Source organism: Sphingomonas sp., assembly GCF_035758555.1.
Classification (GTDB): domain Bacteria; phylum Pseudomonadota; class Alphaproteobacteria; order Sphingomonadales; family Sphingomonadaceae; genus Sphingomonas_B.
This window is the reverse complement of record NZ_DASTXI010000041.1, coordinates 1-4652: the sequence shown is the minus strand read 5'-3', so window position 1 is coordinate 4652 and position 4652 is coordinate 1. Positions and strand designations below refer to the sequence as shown.

Here is a 4652-nt window from a genome sequence, read left to right as displayed (position 1 = left end):
ATCGATCGCGGCGAGACCGACGCTGCGGATGTCGTTTTCGAATGTGATCCGACCACGCTCGTCCGCATCTTCTACGGCAAATGGCCGATCGAAGAAGCGGAGGCCGAAGACGTGCTGAATTTCTCCGGCGACCGCGCCCTGGCCCGGCGCTTCATCGACCTGTTCGCGCTGCCGCCCAAGATCGCGCCGCCCGCTGCCTGACGCTTGGATCGGCCCCGCCGGCTCCCCATTTCCGGCGTTCAGGGCGACACGTCTCGACTAAGCCATGCGACTGGCGCTAGGGAGGCCCGCCGCCAGCCCCATGGACGCATGATGACCGACCTCGCCAATACCCAGCCCGACAGCCGCTCGACGACGCTCCTCGACGCGCCCGATCGCCAGATCAGCGTGCGCGAGCTGTTCGGCATCGATTCGGACATGATGTGCCCGGCGTTCAGCGAGCCGGACGAGCGGGTGCCCGATCTCGACCCCGCCTACGTGTTCGATCCGGACACGACGCTCGCGATCCTCGCCGGCTTCGCGCACAACCGCCGCGTGATGGTCCAGGGCTATCACGGTACCGGCAAGTCGACCCATATCGAGCAGGTCGCGGCGCGGCTCAATTGGCCCTGTATCCGCATCAATCTCGACGCGCATATCAGCCGCATCGACCTGGTCGGCCGCGACGCAATCGTGCTGCGCGACGGCCAGCAGGTGACGGAATTCCGCGAAGGCCTGCTGCCCTGGGCGCTGCAGCATCCGGTCGCGCTGGTGTTCGACGAATATGACGCGGGCCGGCCGGACGTGATGTTCGTGATCCAGCGCGTGCTGGAGACCGAAGGCAAGCTGACGCTGCTCGACCAGAACCGGGTGATCCGTCCGAACCACCATTTCCGCCTGTTCTCGACCGCAAACACGGTCGGTCTCGGCGATACGACCGGCCTGTATCATGGCACCCAGCAGATCAATCAGGGCCAGATGGACCGTTGGAACATCGTGGTCACGCTGAACTACCTGCCCGCGCAAGTGGAGGCGCAGATCGTGCTCGCCAAGTCCGGCGAATACGACCAGCCGGAGGGCAAGAAGCAGGTAGAGGACATGGTGAAGGTCGCAGAGCTGACCCGCCAGGGCTTCATCGCCGGCGACATCTCGACCGTGATGAGCCCGCGCACCGTCATCACCTGGGCGCAGAACACGCTGATCTTCGGCGATATCGGCTTCGCCTTCCGCCTGTCGTTCCTGAACAAGTGCGACGAGGCGGAGCGGCCGCTGGTCGCCGAATATTACCAGCGCGTGTTCGGCAAGGACCTGCCGGAAAGCGTTGTCGGGAAAGCTTAGGCCGTCCGGAGCCGCCGCCGCTGCATGCGGAATGCGGTGCCCATCACGCCGAAGCCCAGGATCAGCATCGCCCAGGTCTGCACTTCGGGCACGGCAGTCACTGCCGCCAGCTGGCCGACCCGCACCTGATCGAAGGCGAAGCTGCCGGCGTTCTGGCTGAAGCGGACCTCGTCGATCCCTTCGTCGACCCAGAAATTGACGTAGCGGTAGAGGCCCGAATAGCGCGCCGGATCGCCGCCGAAACCCGCCGCAGCCGCGCTGTCGACCAGGTTGTAATAGCCGAGGCTCTGGCCGTGGCTGAACAGCTCCATCGTGTCGCTGCCGTCCAGCGCGCCCGTGCGGAAGCTCAGATAGCCAGCAGTGCGGTCGAGCTTCAGCGTCGCATTGCTTTCCGTCGTCGCATAGGCGTCCGTCCCGGTCGAACCGAAGCCGGTGAATGTCACGTCGACGCCCGCATCGTCGAGCGCCTGAGACCCCGCGGCGATTGCCTGCTGGCGTTCCGGCGACGTCTCTACATGCACCGTCACCCATGCCGCCGCCGGCATCGCAACGCCCGCGGCCAACGCCACCATGACAATCGTCCAAACCCGCTTCATCATGCGTCCCCCAACTTGGTTTGGCCCGCTTCTAGGCGCCGAAGGTTGACCGAAGGTTAGGCAGGCGCCGCTTTTCCGTGCTTGCAACCGGGCGCCCTCCGGCCACATTGGGCGAGCGATGGCCGATTCCCCTCTCGACCGCTTCCGTTCCGTCCTGACCGGCGCGTCGCGCGCGATCGCGCACGAGCCCGAGGTGGAGCTTGCCTTCACCGCCGATGCGCCGGCGCAATCGGGCAAGAACATGCGCGTGCCGATGCCGGCGCGATCGCTGCCGCCGGAGCAGGTGGCGGAAGCGCGCGGCTTTGCCGACAGCTTTTCGCTGCGCCTGCGCCATCACGACGCGGCGCTGCACGCCAAAGGCGCGCCGATCGACACCGTCGCGCGCGCCGTGTTCGACGCGGTCGAGACGGCGCGGATCGAGGCGCTCGGCGCGAAAGGCATGGCGGGAATCGCCGCCAATCTGGGCCATGCGCTCGACCTGCGGATGCGGTCCGACCCGATCACGCGCGCCCGCTCTGCCGACGAAGTACCTCTCTCGACGGCACTGCAATTGCTGGTGCGTGAGCGGCTGACCGGCCAGGCGCCGCCGCAGGCAGCCGATGCCGGGTTGGCGCTGGTGCGGCCCTGGGTCGAGGCCAGGGCCGGCACCGACCTCGATGCGCTGGCGCTCGCGCTCGACGATCAGTCAGCCTTCGCGAAGCTCGCGACGCGGCTGCTCGAGGACCTGGAGCTGGTCGATGCAGACGCCGAGCCGACCGAAGACCCGGAAGCGGGCGAGGAAGGCGAGGGCGAGGAACCGGAGGACGGCGAGGAAGGCGATGACGAGGACGAAGGCTCGGCCGGCGCCGACGGCGAAATCCAGTCGCGCGCCGAGCGCGACGAAGGCGACGACAGCGACAGCGAAAGCGGCGAGTCGGAAGAGGAATACGAGGCCGAGGGCGAATCCCGGGCGGGCGACGACGGCGACGAAGGCATGCTGCCGGTGCGCCCGAACCGACCCTTCTCCGACCTATCGCCGCAGTTCGACTACCGGATCTGGACCACGCGCTACGACGAAGTGATCGAGGCGAGCGAACTCTGCGACGAGGACGAGCTGGGCCGGTTGCGCGCCTATCTCGACCAGCAGCTGGTGCATCTGCAGGGCGCCGTCACCAAGCTCGCCAACCGGCTGCAGCGGCGGCTGATGGCGCAGCAGTCGCGGTCTTGGGATTTCGACCAGGAGGAAGGGCTGCTCGACGCCGCGCGGCTGGCGCGCGTGATCGTCAATCCGACCCACTCGCTCAGCTACAAGATCGAGAAGGACACCGAGTTCAAGGACACGGTCGTCACTCTGTTGCTCGATAATTCGGGCTCTATGCGCGGGCGACCGATCTCGATCGCTGCGATCAGTGCCGATATTCTCGCGCGCACCTTGGAGCGGGTCGGCGTCAAGACCGAAATCCTGGGCTTCACGACCCGCGCGTGGAAAGGCGGGCAGGCGCGCGAGGACTGGCTGGCGCAGGGGCGGCCGCCGCATCCGGGCCGGCTCAACGACCTGCGCCACATCGTCTACAAGCGCGCCGACGAACCCTGGCGCCGCGCGCGCAAGAGCCTCGGGCTGATGATGCGCGAGGGGCTGCTCAAGGAAAATATCGACGGCGAGGCGCTGCTCTGGGCGCACCAGCGGCTGATCGCCCGGCCGGAGGAGCGCAAGATCCTGATGGTGATCTCCGACGGTGCCCCCGTCGACGATTCGACGCTGTCGGTGAACAGCGGCTCCTACCTTGAAAAACACCTCCGCCAGGTGATCGCCTGGATCGAGAACCGATCGCCGGTCGAGCTCGCCGCGATCGGCATTGGCCATGACGTTACCCGCTACTACCAGCGCGCGGTGACGATCATGGACGCGGAGCAGCTGGGCGGGACTATGGTGGAGCAGCTGGCGGGCCTGTTCGACGCGCCTTAGGTCCGAGCCCTCGCCCCTCGACTACGCTCGGGACGAGCGTTGACTTTGGAGCTCCAGATCCCGCTCGTGCGAACGAAGTCGAGCGGCGCTTGCTCGGCGCTTGCTCAGAATCCTCCCAAGCGCACCCGCAAACCCGCCTCCACCGCCGGCCATTCGTCGCGCAGTACCGAGAACACGACGGTATCCCGCACGCGCCCGGTCCAGACGACGCGGTCCTGACGCAAGATGCCTTCCTGCATCGCGCCCAGCTTCGACACAGCGGCGCGGGAGCGGGCGTTGATCGCGTCGACCTTGAAGGCAACGCGTCGCGCGCCGTTGTCGAACGCATGGCCGAGCAGGAGCAGCTTGGCCGCCGGGTTGACGATCCCGCCGCGGGCGTCCGGCTGGTAATAGGTGCCGCCGATGTCGCAGCTGTCCTGGGCGGCGTCGATGTTCAGGTAGCAGCTGATCCCGACGCATTCGCCCTCCAGGCATACCGCGAAGGGCAGCGCGACGCCGCCGGCCTGGCGCGCGCGGAGGCCGCTCCAGAAGGTGTCGAAATACGGGTCCGCCATCGAATAGGGATAGAGCGGCCAGATGTCCTGGTCGGCATTGGCGGCGGCGCGCAGCGGCTCGCGGTGCCGATCCTCGACCGGCTCCAGCGCCACCGGACCCCAGGCCAGTCTCTCCGCCCGCAATTCCATTCGTCCCTCCGCTGAACGCCGCCGCGCGTCGCGCGTTTGAAAGCGCAATTGAAGCAGGAGTGAGGCGATGAGCGACACCGACGTCCAGCCGATGATCCACGAAGACCCTCA

4 protein-coding genes and 1 pseudogene are annotated in these 4652 nt (G+C 67.2%); 3 read left to right on the top strand and 2 right to left on the bottom strand.

Annotation, left to right across the window (positions count from 1 at the left end):
* A pseudogene (locus tag VFT73_RS02330) lies at positions 1–201 on the top strand (transcriptional regulator); the annotation flags it as partial.
* A 111-nt stretch (positions 202–312) separates the two neighbouring features.
* Positions 313–1317 (top strand): cobaltochelatase subunit CobS, encoded by a 1005-nt coding sequence (cobS, locus tag VFT73_RS02325; protein ID WP_326408531.1) that lies wholly within the window; start codon positions 313–315, stop codon positions 1315–1317.
* Here cobS and VFT73_RS02320 read toward each other — a convergent pair.
* Entirely contained in the window at positions 1314–1916 is a 603-nt protein-coding gene (locus tag VFT73_RS02320) for a hypothetical protein (protein WP_326408530.1), read from the bottom strand. The genes cobS and VFT73_RS02320 overlap by 4 nt on opposite strands.
* 115 nt (positions 1917–2031) lie before the next feature.
* Here VFT73_RS02320 and cobT point away from each other — a divergent pair, with 115 nt between their 5' ends.
* Complete coding sequence (cobT, locus tag VFT73_RS02315) at positions 2032–3858, top strand: cobaltochelatase subunit CobT (RefSeq protein WP_326408529.1); 1827 nt, start codon at positions 2032–2034, stop codon at positions 3856–3858.
* A gap of 104 nt (positions 3859–3962) precedes the next feature.
* On the opposite strand, the gene VFT73_RS02310 is transcribed toward cobT, so the two are convergent.
* Positions 3963–4541, bottom strand: a complete 579-nt coding sequence (locus tag VFT73_RS02310; protein WP_326408528.1) for a GNAT family protein — start codon at positions 4539–4541, stop codon at positions 3963–3965.
* Positions 4542–4652: the final 111 nt, after the last annotated feature.